Below are 17,009 nucleotides of genomic sequence, written 5' to 3'. Positions count from 1 at the left end.
CCGCCGGAATCCGCCTCTGGTCCTTCCCCAGCTTCTGGGGAAGTTAGATGGGGTCGGTGCCCGCCGCCGAGCCCGTGCGTCGGCAGCCGGCAAATATCCTCCTCCACAGCCGCCACCACAACAACAGGGGCACGGCAAGCCGTGCCCCTGTTTGCCGTATCAGCCCAACGCGACATCGCGTTCGTTTACTTCATCAACACCAGCTTGTGCGTCGCGCGGAATTCCGATGTTTCGAGCCGGTAGAAATAGACACCGCTCGACAAATCAACGCCGTTGAACTCCACCGCATGCACACCGGCGTCGGTCATGCCGTTTACCAGCACGGCCACTTCCCGGCCAAGAATGTCAAATACCGACAGCCGCACATCCGTCCGCACCGGCAGCGCAAACGGAATCACCGTCGTCGGGTTGAACGGATTCGGGAAGTTCTGCCCCAGTGCGAACTCCTGCGGCATGAACGGATCGCCCGGGTTCTCCGCATCCTGCGGGAAGATCCAGTCCAGACCGCGGGCCATCACGCCCGTGCGGCTGTCCGCATCGCCGATCCCCTCAAAGCCAAACCCGGCGTAAAACACCTTGAATGTCCCGGTTTCCACGCGCAGCGCCGCGGTGTTGGTATGACCGGAATAGAGCAGAGAGCTTGCCGCCATGCCGTCCAACGGGCTCACACTGTGCTGACGTGATTGCGGAATGCCGTCGCCGCCCTGATCCGTGCCAAGATAGAAATGCAGGTTGTCCCCGATCGGATCGCCCGACAGACCCTCGATCTCACGCCAGGCATGGTTGCCCGTGTACGTCGCATGCAGATAGCTGCTGTAGAACGTGGTCTGACGAAGGTCGAAACCCGCACCCTGCGAAAACAGGAACAGGTTGCCACCGTTATCCAGATAGTCCGACAACAACAGGATATCGGCTTCCGACAGCGACGTATTGTTCGGAGTCGCGCCCGTGCCCCAAATCACGAGTTCCACGCCATCCAGCGCCGCATCGAGCGCGTCGCGGTTGACGTTCCAGACGCCCCACGGAAGCGTACGCTGCTGCGCGGCAAGCGCGGCGGTGAGACCCTCCTCGTAAAAAGTCTCATAGGTTTCGCCGCCGTCGTCATCCACGATCAGAATCTCCAGCCCCGCCATGTGCCGGAAGCTGTCATGCAGGTTCAATGACGGCATATTCGCCGATGAAACCGCCAGCTCAAGATCCGCACTGCCCGGATAGCCGTTCGGATTCACGCGGATCGTCAGCGTCGTCGAGGCCTGACCGTCCAGTGTGATGTCAATCTCATTCGAGTTCGGAGTCACGCCGACGGCTTCCACCGTGCGCGTCCACCCGGCCGGCAACTCCCCGCTCAACGTCGCCGTGTACGTATCCTCGTTCAATCCGATGCTTTGCAGCGTCAATTCGTACGACTGCTCCGCGTTCGTCGGCTCAATGCTCTGATGCGCATCCGCCGTCTCCATCCGCGCGCCGTAATACTGATCGACATGCACCTCCGCCGATTGCAGGAACTCACGGTTGCTCGTCGTCTGAATAAATGCCATCACGCGCAGACTATCCGGATCCCAGGACGCGTTGCGATTCAGCGTTCCCTCAAAGTCCAGCGTCTCCCCGGCCTCCAGCGTGAACAATTGACCGCTGGCACTTGGCCAGAAGTCACGGAAAATATGCGGAAAGAACGTCTCGCCGTTGGTACCCGGAGGGCTGCTGTACGTAACATGCTCCGTGATCAACACGACGAACAAGCGGGTCGTCGAATTATTCATGCCCGATTCCGCCGTGACCGTGCCGCTGAAACCAATCGAGGTCTCCCCCGCCACGAACGCCCCGAGTTCGATCGTCGCCGGCGACGCTATCGCGTACCGCTGACGAATCGCCGAGCGAATCGCGGTCTGGCTCGACGGATTGGGACTGGTAACCCCATCCACGAAAATAGCCGGAACAGCGTTAACGCCATAGTAATTCACCCGCGACGAAATCTCCGCCGTATTCCAAAGATAGAACGCGTCATTCGCACCCGGCCACCAAACATGGTAAGCTATCGCAATTACCGTATCCGTCGTCATCGAATTCAGCACCGTGCGGAATCCCGGATTGACCTGCGCACACGGCCCACAGCTCCAGTTCGTGAAATCCTCGAATACTACCGTCCGCTGCACCGCCCCCGCCGTCGCAAACAGCAGCATCGTGGCCAGCGCGGTCAGAAGGAAAAATCGATGCGCCAACTTCATGGGGTTTCCTTTCGTTGAGAGACCACTATTCCGTTGAAATCTAACTCCAATTCAAGTGCTAAAATATAGTCTCCCGTCGGAAATAGGGCAAGTCTCCGCCCCCAAAACGCGGCAAAAACCAATCCCACAACCGGAATACCACCAAATTCACCGACATGAATATACGAAAACACTAACTACATTGTTTATATTAATTTACATGTACTCATCTCGCCGCCGCCGGCCACCCGGGACCGGCCTCACAATTAGATTCTCCCGAAGAACACCGTCTCCATTGCCCTTCCCCCGCAAGATGTGCACATTAAGCATAGCAGAGCCTCTCCCCGAACCACAGCCGGGAAGCCACACAGCGGCTCGGGCAGTCAGCCCTCATCCCCCCTCCCGCTTCCCGTCCTGCCACTGCTTCAGCCCCGGCCGCAAGTACTCCCGGACATAGCGGGCAACGTGCTCTTCAAAACGGTCCGGCAGCCGCGCAAACCCCGCCGCCGTCAGCCGCGACAGGTCCGCTACCGTATAGTACTGGTAGCGGTCCCGAAGCTCCTCCGGCATCGGAAAATACTCAATTCGGCCTGCGATCCCCAACCCCGCGAACACCCCCCGCGCCAGCTCGTTGAAGCTGTGCGCGATCCCCGAGCCCACATTGAAGATCCCGTGCACCGATGGTCGCTTGAGCAGATAGTCAATCACCGCCAGCGAATCATCGATGTACACAAAATCCCGCCGCTGCTCGCCGTGCGGAATCCCCTCCCGGTACGACTCGAACAACCGCACACGACCTTCCCGCGCAGCCAGCGGAAACGCGCGATAGACCACGCTCGCCATCGACTCCTTGTGATACTCGTTCGGACCGAATACATTGAAAAAGCGCAGTCCGCAAACCTGCTCGTGCCAGCGGTTCTTCACCACCTCGCAATCGAACAGCCACTTCGAAAAACCGTACGCATTGAGCGGCTTCAGCTTGAACGTCAGCTCCGGATCATCGGAAAAACCCAACGCGCCGTCGCCGTATGTCGCCGCCGAACTCGCATAAATAAATCGCGCACCGTTTTCCAATGACCAGCGGCACAGCCGCGACGAAAACTGCGTGTTATTCGCGAGCAAGTAATCCGCATCCGTCTCGGTCGTCGCCGAACACGCGCCCATGTGAATCACCGTCTCAATGTCCCGCCGCGTCGCCAGCGCCGCGAACAACTCCGACGGCGCAATGATCTCCGCGAACTTCAGTCCGACAAGATTCTGCCACTTCTCCCCCGTCCCCAGCGTGTCGCACAACACGAGGTCGGCGCGCCCCTGTCGATTCAGAAACGCCGCTATCGCACTGCCAATAAAACCGGCCGAACCGGTAATTAGGATCATGGTCTGAACAGCTATTACACGAAAACGTTATCACCGCCGAGCCGGGTTAAGTTTTCGCAACCCGGCCGGAATCGGATTTCAGCCCTGCTTCAGTGCCCGCCCGACTTCTCGTCAAACGTGAACCCGCCCTCGTTCGCGAGCACGTCGCGGATGTCGTGATCAATTTGCTGCAAGCCGGCTTCCGAGTTCGCCTCAAACCGCAGCACCAACGTCGGCTGCGTATTCGAGGCGCGCACCAGACCCCAACCATCGCTGAACCGCACGCGCACGCCGTCCAGATCGAACGTCTCGTGGCCCTTCCGCTTGAACGTGGACTTCACCTTTTCCACCAACCCGAATTTCACATCGTCGGGACAATCCACGCGAATTTCCGGCGTGCTGTAGGTCCGCGGCAGATCGGCCAGCTCCTCGTGCAACGGCTTGTCGAGCTGGCTCACAATTTCCGCCAACCGGCACGCGGAATAGATCCCGTCATCAAACCCGAAATAGCGGTCATTGAAAAAGAAATGCCCGCTCATCTCGCCCGCCAGCACCGCGCTTTCCTCCCACAACTTGCTCTTGATCAGCGCGTGCCCCGTCTTCCACATGATCGGACGACCGCCATGCCGCTGCACGTCGGCAAAAAAATTGTCGCTGGATTTCACATCCGCAATGATCGCCGCGCCCGGATGATGCCGCAGGATCGACCGCGCGAACAGCACCATCAACTGATCGCCCCAGATCGGCGTGCCGTGCTGATCGATCACACCGAGCCGGTCCGCGTCGCCGTCAAAGCCTACGCCGACTTCGAGGCCCTTCTCAGCCACCAACTGCTTCAATGCGGTCAGATTCCGCTCCACCGTCGGATCGGGATGATGATTCGGAAACCGCCCATCGACCTCCGTGAAAATGTCATACACCGTCGCGCCAATCGCGCGAAAAATCTGCGGCGCCACCAGACCGCCGACGCCGTTGCCCGAATCCATCCCCACGCGCACCGCGCGATCCAGCTTCAGATTCCGCGACAGCCACGTCACATACGGATCGAGCACTTCGTACGTCTGCACCGGAGCGCGGGACGCACTCACCGCAAACGCTTGCGCGTCGATCCGCTCGCGAATCTCCTGAATCATCGGCCCGAAGATCGACGTCTTGCCCAGCGTCATTTTGATCCCGTTGAACTCCGGCGGATTGTGCGAACCGGTGATCATGATCCCGCCGTCCACGCCGAGATGCTGGATCGAGAAATAGAGTACCGGCGTCGGGCACATTCCCACATCCGTGATTTCCAAACCCGTCGCCAGCAATCCGTCCTGCAGATCATGCTGGATCCGCTCGCTCGAGAGCCGGCCGTCGCGCCCCAGCGTTATCCGCTTCGCACCCTTACCGCGCATGTATGTGCCGATTCCCTTGCCCAGTTGCACGACCACCGCGGTCGGCAAATCATCCGCGACCACGCCGCGAATATCATACTCTCGAAAAATGTTGGGATTGATCATGGTCAAAATCAAAATGTATAATCGCCCGTAGCGCCCACCTCGGTGGGCCAGTCCAATCTTCCGTAACGCCCACCTCGGTGGGCCAATCCAAGCTTCCGTAGCGCCCACCTCGGTGGGCCAGTCCAATCTTCCCTGACGCGCACTCCCATGCGCGACATCGGAATTACCCGCCGCGCCGGGTCAGGTCCGCGCAACCCGGCGCGAAATCGGATGCGGGTTCTCCTCTACCCCCGTCTCTGCACACCCCAAATCCCGTGCACCGATTCCTTGTACACGGTTGTCTTGCCCAGCGTCATGCCGACGCGCTGCGCCACGCGGACCGAGAGCTCATTGTCCGAGGGGATCAGCGCGACAATCTGCATAATCTTGAACTTCTCAAATCCATAATTGAGACAGCCCCGCAGCGCCTCACCCGCATAGCCGCCGTGCTCGAACGCCGGCAGGAACATGTGGCTGATCCGCAGTTCCGCGCGGCCGTTAACCTCCTGCTTGTTCAGCCCGGCATAGCCGATGAACTGCCCTGTCCCGCTCAGTTCGCAGGCCCAATAACCGCAACGGTCCGTCACATAGCGCTCGCGCTGAGCGGCAATCCACGCCGCGCCTTCTTCGCGCGTCTGCACGCCCGGCAAGAACCGCATCGTCGCCGCGTCGCCGAACATCCTCATGATATTGTCGAGATCGCCCGGGACCAGCTCGCGCAAGCGCAGCCGATGGGTCTCGATAATGACTTTCACTTCCTTCATAATCTATCTCCATTTTCCGGTTCACTATTGCCACGTCATCGATGCTGATAAGTTAAGTAAGAGACCCGCCGAACCGTGCGTCCTCGCGCGGCGGGAATCGGTTGTCCGCCCCCCCCAAATTCCGATTTGGGGGGGCAGGGGGGGTCTCGGGAGATCGGCTCTCCCCCCACAACTTGTGGGGGGCCGGGGGGGTGCGCGTCTTCGCGCATCTGCCATTCCCCGTCAGCCAGGTGTCTTTACCTGCCCGCAATCTTCCCGCCGCGGCATGTGTCTGCACATGCCCGGAATCGGACTCGGGATCCTGATTCCTAATTCCCTATTTCCGAGTTTCTGTCCACCCGCCACACCTGATGCAACAGGTCGTGCCACATCGTCTCCTTCCACACCGTCAGCCCGTTTCGCTGCGCGACTTTCCACGATGGCGTATTCTCCGGACGAATCAGCGAGATCACACGCGGCACCGGATAGTGCTCGAAGCTCCACGCCAGGCACGCCCGTGCCGCCTCCGTGGCGTAGCCCTGACCCCAGTGTATCGGCACCAACAGATAGCCGACTTCGAGTTCATACACCTCGTCCACCGGCTGCCAGCACGGACCGCACGTACCGACGAACTCGCCCGTGGCCTTCAATTCACAGGCCCACAGTCCGCAGCCGCCCACCACGTAACGCCTGAACTGCCGCTCGATCCACTCCTGCGCCTCCGCCCGGGAATAGACCTTCGGATACCAGCGCATCGCTAACGGACTGCCGACAATGCTGTGCAGATTATCGACGTCGTCGAGCGTCAGCTCGCGCAGCTTCAGTCTCGCGGTTTCGGGGGGAGTCACGGCAGCCGGGGAAGGAAGATTCGCCTATTTCAGTTTCGCGTCCAAGGTAATCGCCGCCTTCAACAGTCGCGAAATCGGACAGCCCGCTTTCGCGCCATCCGCTGCCGCCTTGAACTGCGCCGCATCCGCGCCCGGAATCTTCGCCACCAGATCGAGATGCGACGCCGTGACCGTCGGCGCACCATCCACGAATTCGAGTGTCACGGTCGCCGTCACATCCAACGCTTCCGCCGTCATCCCGGCTTTTTCCAGCGCGCCGGCCAGCGCCATCGCAAAACACCCCGCGTGCGCCGCCGCGATCAGCTCTTCCGGATTCGTCCCCGGCTCATTCTCAAATCGATTGTGAAATGCGTACGGCGTATGCTGCAGCGCGCCGCTCTCCGACGATACCGTACCCATGCCGGCCTTGAGGCCGCCCTGCCAATGCGCGCTTGCCTTGCGCTTCATTCGTTGCTCCAGTATGGTGGTGGTGGGAAATCAAATTCTGCTCTGCCCCGCATCTGAGGGGGAATCAAGGGGGGGGGTCTCGGAGTCCCCGCCGAGCCGCGCGTCCTCGCACGGCCGGAATCGGAGAGTCACCCCGCGCAAGCCCTCCCGACCCCGGAATCGGCCTCGGGTCCCCCACCGTCCACGCGGGGGGAGGTCGCTTCTGCGCCGCGGCACATGTCTCCATGTGCCCGAAATCGGCCTCGGGTCCCCCGCCGTAGTCACCGGGGGGGTCAGGGGGAGGTCTCCACCCTCCGCACTCTCAACTGCCCGCAGTTTCTTTAGTCCGCCGCTTCCTTGATCTCGTTCAGCGCGCGCAGGACGTCCGCATCATCGGGCAGACCCGCCCGCGCGATCTCCAGCTCGCAAATCGCCTCCATTTTCCGTTCGAGATAGGCCAGCGTAAAGCCCAATGCTCGATGCGCGATCGCCAAGTCAGGATACAAATCGAGACAGCGCCGCAGACTCGTCTCACTCTCGCGAAAGCGATTCACATACCGGAAGACGACGCCCAAATGATAGTGCCCGCTCGGATCATCAGGATCAATCGTCACCAGGGCGTCCAACCGAATCAACGCGGCCGGATAATCGTGATCGAGAATCGTCTCCCGCGCTTCCAATATCAACGGCCACTTGATCAGAAACCGCCGGTACGCCCCCGCATGTTCATAATCCGGCCGATGCTCCACCACCCACTGCATCGCCGCCCGGCCGCGCGTCAGATCATAGCCATGCTCACGGATGTACGCAATCTCCTCCTCGTTCCGCGCCGGAAGCTCAGCGGGAAGATTGTAGAACCGGGTGAGATGATCGCGAACTTCGATGACGAAGAAACGGGACATGCGGCTCCCTGGTGAATTGAAATGACGACGATTACCGTTGGTTTGCGTTGTACGGGCAGACTGCGTCGCCCGTCTGCGCAACCCCACCGGAAGCGGACTCGGGCTCCCCGCCGTTCACGGGGGGGATAGGGGGGGGGCTCGCCGATCGTGTCCGAGCGCGCGGCGATGCGCTGCTTCACCCCTTCGCGATCCGCGAGTAAACCGCCTCGTACTGCGGCACGATCTTGTCCTGCGGGAATTCGGTCAAGGCGCGCCGGCGGGCCGCCTGCCCCATCGTCCGGCGTAATTCCCCGTCTTCGACTAACTGCAAGATTCGCGCCGCCATCGTGTCCGTGTCACCCAAATCACACAGAAACCCCGTCTCCCCTTCCTTCACAACTTCAGGCAAACCACCGATCTTCGTCGCCACCACCGGCGCTTCACTGGCCATCGCCTCCAGCGCCGACAGCCCGAACGACTCATTCTCCGACGGCAGAAAATAGATGTCCGCAATCCCCAGCAACTCATTCACCGCTACCTGGTTGCCCAGAAAAACCACGTCGCCCAGCACCCCCGCCCGCCGCGCGTCCTGCTCCGCCCGCGTGCGCTCCGGCCCGTCCCCCACCAGCAGCATCCGGCACTTCGCCTGCTTCCGCACCTTGATAAACGCCTCGATCAAATCTCCGATCCGCTTCACCGGACGAAAATTCGAGATATGCATAATCAGCGGTTCGCCCGCCAGCGAAAACAGCTTGCGCTCCACCGAACACGGCTGACGACGGTAGATCGCGCCATCCACAAAATTATACACCACGTCAATCTCGCGCGTCACGCCCAACCGCTGATGCGTCTCCGCCGCCAGATGCTGCGACACCGCCGTCACCGCATCCGATTCATTGATCGCCCACCGCACCGTCGGCAAATAGGCCGGATGCGAACCCACCAGCGTAATATCCGTCCCGTGCAGCGTCGTCACGATCGGCGGCCGACCGCCGCCCATCTGCTTCGCCATCAGCGCCGCCGCCGCATGCGGAATCGCATAGTGCGCGTGGATCACATCCAACCCGTGCAACTCCGCCGCCTCGTACAACGTCGAGGAAATCGTCAACGTGTACGGCGTGTGCTCAAACAGCGAGTAATGCACCACCGGCACTTCGTGAAAGAATACGTTCGGCTTAAATCCGGGCAAGCGGAATGGCCGCGCCGTCGAAAAGAAATGCACGTTATGCCCGCGATCCGCCAGCGCCAACCCCAACTCCGAGGCCACCACTCCCGAACCGCCATGCGTCGGATAGCAAACAATGCCGATGTTCATAGTTCGTTTTACCTCCCCCCACATCCTGTGGGGGGATCAAGGGGGGTGCGCGTCTTCGCGCCTCTTCCCCGCCGAGCCACGTGCCCCGCTCTTCCCTCCGCCGAGCTCCACCGCCGCGGCATGTGTCTTCACATGCCCGGAATCTTCCCTGCGGCGGCACGTCTCTTGAGACTTGACGTGCCCCGCTCTCCCCCCGCCGAGCCGTGCGTCCCCGCGCGGCCGGAATCGGAGCGTCAGCACTCCCCCCCTCGCATTCTGCAAGGGAGGCCGCCTCCCGCCCTACTTCCCCGCCGCCAGCAATTCCATCGAACGCCGCGGATTGATCAATCGGAATATTCGATCGCCCGACTTGCGCTCTTCGCTGCCGTTGATAATCAGCTCCCGCAATTGCGTCGGATTCAGCTTCGCATTCCTGGCCAGCAACTTCGCCGCGAGATTCGTCACGTTGGGCGACGACATCGACGTCCCGTTGTACTTGATCTGATCGCCGCCGGGAACATAGCTCAACACTTCAAACCCGTTGGCATAGACTTCCGTCTTGCCGAAACTCGTAAAGCTCGTCTCGTCGCCGGCCTGATCCACCGCGCCCACCGTCAACATGTTCGGCAGCACGAACGAACTCGGCATGAACTCCTCGAATTCGTTGTCACTGTTCGAATTGCCCGCCGACACCACGAACAAAATCTCCGGCGCGCCTTTCATCGCTTCAAACAGCCCGTCCTTGCTGATCTCAAATATCTCCCGTGCCAACTGCTTGCGCTCGTCCACCGACCCGCCCGCGTTATTCTGCTCCAGCGCCTCTTCCACCGAACGCAGCGACCCGCCCCAGCTCATGTTCACCACGCGCACGCCGTTCTGCTTGAAATACGCGATCGCCTCGGCATTCGCCTTCGCCTCCGCCCGCGCCAGCTCCTTCGTCGGCGTCTCCGGAATCATGTGATAGTCAAACGTGATCCGCGACGTCAGCAACCGCACAAACGGATTGCCCTTCGCCGCGATCCCCGCCACGTGCGTCCCGTGCGAGTAATTCCCGTACTTCGCGATGCCCTCAATGAACGGCTTCACCGAATCCGCCGGCAGCTTGCTCATCATCACCTTCAGCTCCTGCGACTCCTCACTGTCCACACTCGACTGCAAATCCGAAAAACCCTTGATCAGCCGCTGCAAGCGCGGACGATCCTGCGACACGTCGCCCACGTTGTACAACAACGGAATCTCCTTCTCCGAGTGCAGCGAATACGCAATCCCGTGCACGTCGTCGATGTAACCGTTGCCGTCGTCGTCCTTGTTGTTATCCGCGACTTCCCTGCTGTTCGTCCACACCTGCTGCTTCGGCAGAAATATCTCAACATCTACACCGGAATCCCAAACCCCCACCACCACCGGATCCTTGCCCTCCTGCGGCGTCAAAGTCACGTCGCGCGCTTCCCAAATGTCCGGCTTCAAGGCCGTCGCATGCGCGTCGATCCACGCACTATAGACCTCCACAATCACCTGCTTGTACGGAATCAGATTCCGCGCCGACACCGCCTGACTTAACAGCCCCGTCGCAATATCCTGACTCATCTCGCCCTTCGAGCCATCCAGCGTCGGCTGGATCGCCGAATTGATCTGCCCGACTAACAAATCCTTCGACACGATTTCCGCGGAACCCTTCGCCGACTTGAGATTCGCTTCACATACCTCGTAGGGCAGGTCCTTCACCAGCTTTTCCAGCTCGCGCTTCAGCGCTCCCGCGAAATCTGTGTCGCCGGACTGCTTCGCCGCGATAAAAGCCCGCATGAATAGCCCCGTCGTGTAGCGACTCGCCTCCTTGTCCTCCAGCGACTTACGCAGCTCGAGACCCTTGAGGTAATCGTCATAACGACCTTCGATCAGCGCGATCGAACCCAGATCCGCCCACATCCCCTTCAGCGTCGTCTTATCCTGAATGTCAAACTTGTCCAGGTCCGCCTTGAGATTGGCCTCGACCTCCTTGGCCAACTTCAACAGCGCCGCATCGTTATCCAGCAGCTCCGCCGCCTTCACGTCAATCTTGTACAGATGCCGCGGCAGATCGTCCAATTTCTCAATCTTCACCTTCGGCGCATCGCCAAAGGCCAGCGCAAACACCGCCAGCAGTGCCAGCAAGCATGTCAGACTCTTCATGACCAATTCTCCAGTATGAGAGGTATCGAAAATTAGGAAACTGCAAACCGAACCATTGGGCGGCACTTGTCTTCATGTGCCCCTTCTGAGCGTGCGCGCCGTCCGTCACCGCGCCAGCGTCGCCACGGGATCATCGACCCGGATCTTCTCGCGCATGAAAAATGCCTCCGCGTATTGGACGCCGATTTGCAACCCAAAGTTGCGGTGCCGCGTCTCCATGTCCGCCCAAAAACTCTGCCGCGACAACTGCGTCTCCGGATCGCTCGAACCCGGATCGTAGAACTGCGACCTGTAGCATTGCGCCGCCGCGATCTTCCCCGCGTAAAATTCGCTCACATCCACGAACACGTTTACATCGTGAACCCACGAGGCCGGCCAGTACAACAGCCGCTTCGCCACATGCGGCTCCCCCGCCGCGTCAAAGTTCGCCGCCCCCGCCAGAAACACCGCGTTCTTCACCACCTGCGCCGTCCCCTCGTGATCGGGATGACGGTCGTGAAAATACTGCGTAAATATCAGCCTTGGCTGGTGCCGCCGAATGCACTCCACCACGTGCCGCCGGCGCTCATCCGTGTCCCGGATGTGCATGTCCCCCAAATCCAGATTCTCGCGAAACGCAAACCCCAGACTGCCAAGCGCCGCGTTCGCCTCCGCCGCGCGAAGCTCCGGCGTCCCGCGTGTCCCGCGCTCACCCCGCGTCATATCCACCAGACCAATCGAATAGCCCAGTGACTTTAGCCGCAACAGCGTCCCCGCGCAGCACAACTCAATATCATCCGGATGCGCCCCAATCGCCAGCACATCCACCTTCGTCTCGACCGCTTCAAACATGCTCTACCTCATCACTACATTCTGCTTCGCCGAGCCGTGCGTCCCCGCGCGGCCGGAATCGGAGAGTCTGCCCTTCGTCGCGGCGGCACGTCTCTTGAGACTTGACGTGCCCCGCTCTTCCCCCCCCCGAGCCGTGCGTCCTCGCGCGGCCGGAATCGGAGAGTCCGCCCTACTTCGCGGCGGCACGTCTCTTGAGACTTGACGTGCCCCGCTCTTCCCCGCCGAGCCGTGCGTCCTCGCGCGGCCGGAATCGGAGAGTCCGCCCTTCTTCGCGGCGGCACGTGTCTTGAGTCTGCACGTGCCCCGCTCGGAATCGGAAATCGGATCCCCCTCCGTTCACGGGGGGATTAGGGGGGGCTGTATTCCCGCTTCCCGCTCTACTCCCTCACCTCGCCGCCCGCACAAAATATAAGTACGTCGCGGGACGACCCCCGAACAGCAAGTCCGTCCATACCGTATCGAGCACGCCCGCCACCAGCAGACTGCCCGTCGAATCCACATGCGGCGCGCCATACACGCTGTAGCTCGTCGCACCCGCCACCGATTGCCAGCGCAACATGCCGTCGTCTGACATGACCAATTCCGTCGGCGCCGCCGGCGCGGAGGACGGCACCGGATGCCGCCACATCGAGCGCCCGTGCGTACCCGCCACGAGATAGCGCGGAGTCCCCGTCGTCAGCTCCAAATCATAGACGCTGCTCGTCGGCAGGCCCGTTCCCACCGGCAACCACTCCGCGCCCCAGTTCGGCGTGTAATAGATCCCGAAATCCGTCGCCACATAAACATAATTCGGAAAGTCCGGATCGACAATTACATCGTTCACCGGCCCCTCCGGCAAGCCCGCTCCCACATCCGCCCACGTCCCGCCGTAATCGCCGCTGCGCAGAACGTGCGGCAGGTAATCCTCGTATTTGTATCCCGAAAACGTCACATACACCACCCCCCCCGAATCCGGATGCGCGGCCACTCGCGTACACCACAGCTGCGGCAGCCCCGCGCTGATGTTCGTCCACGCTCCGCCGCCGTTCGTCGTCACCCACACCCGCGCATCGTCCGTCCCCGCATAGACGACCTGGGCATCCGCCGGACTCGCCGAGATCGTCGTCACCGTGCCGAACACGAGGCCACCCGGCCCCGGACCGCCCGTCAAATCACCCGAAATCGCCGTCCAGGTCAGCCCCCCGTTCACCGACTTCCACACGCGATACGTCCCCACATACAGCACGTCCGGATCCTGCGCCGACATCACCACCGGCATGTTCCAATTAATCCGGTCCAAATCGAAATCCGAGCCGAGGTAGTCCCAGCTCAATCCCCCATCCAGCGACTTGCTGAGTCCGCCGTATTGCGACTCCGCATAGATCACGTCGCTGTCCCGCGGATCGACCAGACAATAAAATCCGTCGCCGCCGTACAACACATCCCAGTCATTCACCGCCCCCGTCAACGTGCGCGGCGTGCTGTTGTCCTGCGTCCCGCCGTACAACCGCTGCGGCAACTGCGGATCGGACGTGATCGCATAAAATTGCGTGATCGGCAAATCCACCGACATCGTCGAAGACGTGCCGCCATTCGTCGAAACATTGATCCCGCCGTCGTGACCGTCGATCATCGTGTTCGCGTTCGCCGGATTGATCCACAACGCGTGATGATCCACATGCGCATCGCCGAAGCGCGTCGTCCAGCTGGAACCGCTGTTCGTGCTGCGGAACATCTGCACCCCCTGCACAAAGACCGTATTCTGATTCGTCGGATGCGCCCAAACCTGACCGAAATACCAGCCGAAGGTGCTGTAAAAACTCCCGCTCGGATTCGCCACCGTCGTCCAACTGTTGCCCGCATTATCGCTGCGATACGTCCCGAGAATGCTCCCCGGATCGTTCGCGTACACCGCATACAACCGCTGCGGATTTACCGGCGACACCGCGATCCCCCCGCGACCCACCGTCGTCGTATGCGGCAGCCCGGTGATCAACTCCGACCACGTATCCCCCCCGTTCGTGCTGCGCCAGATCCCGCTCGTTAGCCCCCCCGCCTGCCGGTTCCACGGCCGCCGCACCCGCTCCCACATCACCGCATAAACCGTGTCCGCATGAACCGGATTCACCGCCACGTCAATGCACGCCGTCGAATCCGTTAAGTACAACACCCGCTCCCAACTCGTCCCGCCATCCGTCGTGCGATACACCCCGCGCTCCGGATTCGTCCCCACATTCTCGCCCGCCGCCGCCACGAATACCCGATTCGAATTTGCCGGATCCACCGCGAGCTTCCCGATATGCCGCGTCGCCTCTAAGCCCTTGTGCTGCCACGTCCGGCCGCCGTCCTGACTTAAATAGACCCCGTTCCCGCCGTAGCTGTCGCCGCTCGCGTTCGCCTCGCCCGTCCCCACCCATACCCACGTCGCGTGCTGCGGATCCACCGCCAGCGCCCCGATCGACAACGCAAAATCCTCTTCAAATACCGTCGTCCAATTCAATCCCCCGTTCGTCGATTTCAGAACTCCGCCAATCGCCGCGCCCGCGTACACCGTGTCCGGTGCCGACGGATGCACCGCCAGCGCCGTCACCCGCCCTCCCACGTTCGTCGGTCCGGCAAACGTCCAACTATCGTCCAGCGTCCGCACCCCGCGCCGCTGCAAGCCGAGCGCCTGCGCGCGCGCCTGTTCTATCGCGGGGCGATTCAGCTCGCCCCGCGGCCACGTCCGCTGCTGCAAAAACCAATCGGAAGGCGCCAGCATGCGCCGCTGCTCCTCCTCCGCCTCGGATTCCCCTCCGTTCACGGGGTGGCCAGGAGGGGTGGGTTCCCGTCTCACTTCCCCCCCATTTATGGGGGGGCCAAGGGGGGTCTCGGGAACAAATATCAGAATCAACCCCACCAGCGCGCCCGCCAGACACAGCAACGTCATCGTCTGTTTCATCGTCGCGTTCTCCTATTCCATCGTGATCAAATGATGTCGCGCCGGCTCCAGCGGCAGCTCGTCCAGCGCCCGCAACAGCCGCGCCCCGCCGAAGCGCGCCAGATAGTAGCCCGTCGCCAGCTTCCGCTCCGCGCTCGTCCCGCCGCCCCGCAACACGTTCAACGCCTTCTCCAACCGCGTCAAACTCGTCGCATGCCGCTGCTTCAACGCCTTGTCCGTCTTCTCGCGCAATTGCTCCAAAGGATGCAGGATCTTCCCCACGCCGCCCGCCGCGGCCCCCGCCAACGTCGGATCGATCTCACCCACATATCCCTTCACCCGCTCCAGCGCCGCTTCGATCTCCGCTTTCGCCTGCGCAAACACCTCCACCGTCCGGCCGTCATCCGCCCCGCGCAATACCTGCTTCTGCAAAACATGCTCGGGTTCGCGCAATAGTTCCGCCAAACCGAGCTCGAGTTTCGCGCACACCCGCGCCGTCTTCGCGTCCTGAATCGTCGCCGAAAACCGGGGGATCAGCGACGGCGCCGCCACGCCGAGTTCTCGGTAAAACGGCGCCAGCTGCATGTGATAACTTAGCTCCCCCGGACCCGCGACATACGCTACGGTCGGCAACACAAAATCCTGATACAACGGCCGCAACGCCGCCTTCGGACTGATCCGCTCCGGCGCCGCTTCAACCCGCTCACGAAGCCCGTCCAACGTCAATTCGCGCGTCCCGCCGTCCACACCATGCAGCTGGCCCGCATAGCTGAGCGGAGTGCGTCGCTGCAATTCGTCCAGCACGTAAAACAGCCAGTTCTCCGGCGAGGGATGAATCGGCGCCGGATACCCCGCCGCCGCGAGTTGCTCCGAACGCGCCTGCAGGAGTCCGGACAGCTCCGGGCCGCGAGCCAGCACGCGATTCCACAGCGGTCGCGCCAACGCCTTCAAGCGCGCATCGCTGCCCTCCACCAGCAGCAGCCCGCGCGGCCCCAGCGTCGCCGCCAGCAACCGCCCCAGCCCGTCCGCCAACGTCGCATCATCGTAACAACGATGCAGCAACGCGATCGCCGCCTCGTCCGGCGCATCCAGTCCCGCGGCCAATTCCTCAACCTGCGCCGCCGCGCGAACCGCATATCGTCCCACCGCCGAATGCGGAAGCTCGCGCTCCGGAACGAAGCGCAGTGCCGCGACCTCGCCGCCCTTCGTCAGGTAGTGCGCATCGCGCACCTCCTCAAGATCGTGGTCCTCGCCCTCCAGCCAGAAAATCGCCAGCGTCGGAATCCCCGTGCGATGCTCATGCTCGACGGCCAGCCGCGTCGCGTGATAGGCTTTCAAAAATGTGTAGAGCGGTCCACCGAGATAACCCACCTGTTGCCCCGTCACCACGGCAACCGCTTTCCCCTGTCGCAGCAGCTCGGCCCGCGCTGTCGCCGCCGCGGAAACACCGTAGGATTGCGACCCGGCAACGAGCAGATCCGCCAGACCGTTCCAGTCCCGCTCTGCTGCAAGCTGCTCCCGCGCCGCCTCGGCGCACATTTCCCAGCTATTTGCCGGGCGTGCAAATGCAGCGAGGCTAAGCCGCTCGCCTGAAACCGTCTCCTGCCAAATCCTTGAATATGCCGGAAGTCCGGCGTACTCAATAGATGTTATTGTAAATTCGCTACTTATAATATTCCTCGCGTGGCCGCACTCCACCAATTTTGCCACCTGAATTAAACTATTAATAATACGAAGAGTTCGCCTCGGAGTCAAACCCCGCCGGAATCAGAGAGTCACCCCAAGCGAGGTCTCCTGACCCCGCAGAGTCCACGTCGGGTCCTTCCCCAGTTTCTGGGGAAGTTAGATGGGGTCGGTCTTCCCCCGCCCAGCCCTGCGTC

Annotated in this window: 12 protein-coding genes; all 12 read right to left on the bottom strand. The window is 61.6% G+C overall.

What is annotated here, in order from left to right:
- Positions 1–185: 185 nt before the first annotated feature.
- A complete protein-coding gene (locus HZB60_02765) occupies positions 186–2,225 on the bottom strand; it encodes an Omp28-related outer membrane protein (GenBank protein ID MBI5058688.1) in 2,040 nt (679 codons plus the stop codon).
- Between the two features lie 369 nt (positions 2,226–2,594).
- Entirely contained in the window at positions 2,595–3,581 is a 987-nt protein-coding gene (rfaD, locus tag HZB60_02760) for an ADP-glyceromanno-heptose 6-epimerase (GenBank protein ID MBI5058687.1), read from the bottom strand.
- An 89-nt stretch (positions 3,582–3,670) separates the two neighbouring features.
- The gene (locus HZB60_02755) at positions 3,671–5,059 is read right to left on the bottom strand and encodes a phosphomannomutase/phosphoglucomutase (protein MBI5058686.1); all 1,389 of its coding nucleotides are present in this window, start codon (positions 5,057–5,059) and stop codon (positions 3,671–3,673) included.
- 224 nt (positions 5,060–5,283) lie between these two features.
- The gene (locus HZB60_02750; protein MBI5058685.1) at positions 5,284–5,802 is read right to left on the bottom strand and encodes a GNAT family N-acetyltransferase; all 519 of its coding nucleotides are present in this window, start codon (positions 5,800–5,802) and stop codon (positions 5,284–5,286) included.
- Between the two features lie 308 nt (positions 5,803–6,110).
- Positions 6,111–6,629, bottom strand: coding sequence for a GNAT family N-acetyltransferase (locus HZB60_02745; protein MBI5058684.1), 519 nt, complete (start codon positions 6,627–6,629; stop codon positions 6,111–6,113).
- 24 nt (positions 6,630–6,653) lie between these two features.
- Positions 6,654–7,076 (bottom strand): OsmC family peroxiredoxin, encoded by a 423-nt coding sequence (locus HZB60_02740; protein MBI5058683.1) that lies wholly within the window; start codon positions 7,074–7,076, stop codon positions 6,654–6,656.
- 320 nt (positions 7,077–7,396) lie between these two features.
- The gene (locus tag HZB60_02735) at positions 7,397–7,957 is read right to left on the bottom strand and encodes a hypothetical protein (protein ID MBI5058682.1); all 561 of its coding nucleotides are present in this window, start codon (positions 7,955–7,957) and stop codon (positions 7,397–7,399) included.
- Positions 7,958–8,132: 175 nt separating this feature from the next.
- On the bottom strand, positions 8,133–9,251 hold the full coding sequence (bshA, locus tag HZB60_02730; GenBank protein ID MBI5058681.1) for an N-acetyl-alpha-D-glucosaminyl L-malate synthase BshA: 1,119 nt from the start codon (positions 9,249–9,251) through the stop codon (positions 8,133–8,135).
- A gap of 279 nt (positions 9,252–9,530) precedes the next feature.
- Complete coding sequence (locus HZB60_02725) at positions 9,531–11,399, bottom strand: S8 family serine peptidase (protein MBI5058680.1); 1,869 nt, start codon at positions 11,397–11,399, stop codon at positions 9,531–9,533.
- 105 nt (positions 11,400–11,504) lie between these two features.
- Positions 11,505–12,230: a bacillithiol biosynthesis deacetylase BshB1 gene (gene bshB1 / locus HZB60_02720; GenBank protein MBI5058679.1), complete on the bottom strand. Its 726-nt coding sequence runs from the start codon at positions 12,228–12,230 to the stop codon at positions 11,505–11,507.
- A 385-nt stretch (positions 12,231–12,615) separates the two neighbouring features.
- A complete protein-coding gene (locus HZB60_02715) occupies positions 12,616–15,150 on the bottom strand; it encodes a glycosyl hydrolase (protein ID MBI5058678.1) in 2,535 nt (844 codons plus the stop codon).
- Between the two features lie 12 nt (positions 15,151–15,162).
- On the bottom strand, positions 15,163–16,668 hold the full coding sequence (gene bshC, locus HZB60_02710; GenBank protein ID MBI5058677.1) for a bacillithiol biosynthesis cysteine-adding enzyme BshC: 1,506 nt from the start codon (positions 16,666–16,668) through the stop codon (positions 15,163–15,165).
- Between the last annotated feature and the right edge of the window lie 341 nt (positions 16,669–17,009).

Source organism: candidate division KSB1 bacterium, from assembly GCA_016214895.1.
Classification (GTDB): Bacteria; Electryoneota; RPQS01; order RPQS01; family RPQS01; genus JACRMR01.
The sequence above is the reverse complement of the archived record's forward strand: the minus strand, read 5'-3'. Positions and strand labels throughout refer to the sequence as shown.

What these genes read in the sequence shown, in the direction of transcription:
- HZB60_02755 (MBI5058686.1), bottom strand. Translation starts at nt 5,059, where the DNA reads ATGATCAATCCCAACATTTTTCGAGAGTATGATATTCGCGGCGTGGTC.
- bshA (MBI5058681.1), bottom strand. Translation starts at nt 9,251, where the DNA reads ATGAACATCGGCATTGTTTGCTATCCGACGCATGGCGGTTCGGGAGTG.
- HZB60_02765 (MBI5058688.1), bottom strand. Translation starts at nt 2,225, where the DNA reads ATGAAGTTGGCGCATCGATTTTTCCTTCTGACCGCGCTGGCCACGATG.
- bshB1 (MBI5058679.1), bottom strand. Translation starts at nt 12,230, where the DNA reads ATGTTTGAAGCGGTCGAGACGAAGGTGGATGTGCTGGCGATTGGGGCG.
- HZB60_02725 (MBI5058680.1), bottom strand. Translation starts at nt 11,399, where the DNA reads ATGAAGAGTCTGACATGCTTGCTGGCACTGCTGGCGGTGTTTGCGCTG.
- HZB60_02735 (MBI5058682.1), bottom strand. Translation starts at nt 7,957, where the DNA reads ATGTCCCGTTTCTTCGTCATCGAAGTTCGCGATCATCTCACCCGGTTC.
- rfaD (MBI5058687.1), bottom strand. Translation starts at nt 3,581, where the DNA reads ATGATCCTAATTACCGGTTCGGCCGGTTTTATTGGCAGTGCGATAGCG.
- HZB60_02715 (MBI5058678.1), bottom strand. Translation starts at nt 15,150, where the DNA reads ATGAAACAGACGATGACGTTGCTGTGTCTGGCGGGCGCGCTGGTGGGG.
- bshC (MBI5058677.1), bottom strand. Translation starts at nt 16,668, where the DNA reads ATGTGCGCCGAGGCGGCGCGGGAGCAGCTTGCAGCAGAGCGGGACTGG.
- HZB60_02740 (MBI5058683.1), bottom strand. Translation starts at nt 7,076, where the DNA reads ATGAAGCGCAAGGCAAGCGCGCATTGGCAGGGCGGCCTCAAGGCCGGC.
- HZB60_02750 (MBI5058685.1), bottom strand. Translation starts at nt 5,802, where the DNA reads ATGAAGGAAGTGAAAGTCATTATCGAGACCCATCGGCTGCGCTTGCGC.